At 71.6% G+C, this 668-nt stretch carries 1 protein-coding gene; it reads left to right on the top strand.

From position 1 onward, the window contains the following. Window positions 1-147 precede the first annotated feature (147 nt). On the top strand, window positions 148-668 hold a 521-nt coding region (locus tag KUM32_RS40985), incomplete at its 3' end, for a GntR family transcriptional regulator (protein ID WP_217146740.1).

Raw genomic sequence — 668 nt, 5'->3', positions numbered from 1 at the left:
GGCCAGAGCACTGCACTCCGTGCAACACCTCCACACTCCGCGCAACGGCCCTCGCATATCGTGATGCGGGGGCCGCTCGCTTGTCCGCCGGCTCGTGCGCCGGCGGAACCCCACATCACGCGGGCGGCCGTGGAAGGAGACGGACCCATGCCCGGCACCAGCCAGGTCAAGCGCAGCACGCTGCGGCAGCAGATAGCCGACGCGCTGCGCGACGAGGTGCTGGCGGGGCGGCTACCGGCCGGGCAGCAGTTCACGGTCAAGGAGATGGCCGAGCAGTACGGGGTCTCCGCGACGCCGGTCCGCGAGGCGCTGCTCGACCTGTGCGCGCAGGGCCTGCTGGACGTGGAGGAGCACCGCGGCTACCGGGTCCACGAGTTCACCATCGGCGACTACCGCGACATGGTCGAGGCGCGCACGCTCATCGTGGAGGGCATGTTCCGGCGCTCGGTCGCCACCGCCATGGACTCCACGACGCCGCAGGCGCTCGCGTCGGTACGGCGCCGCGCGGAGGAGGCCGAGCGGGCGGCCCGCGGTGGCGACCTCGACATCCTCATCGGCTACGACCTGCGGTTCTGGCGCGAGCTGAGCGGGCTGGTGGGCAACTCGTACATCTCCGGCATCCTGGAGCGGGTGCGCGTGCAGAGCTGGGTGTTCAGCGTGCCGTACCT

This window comes from Streptomyces sp. AC627_RSS907, from assembly GCF_019049165.1.
Note: the sequence above shows the minus strand (reverse complement) of the source record. Positions and strands in the feature narration are given on the sequence as shown.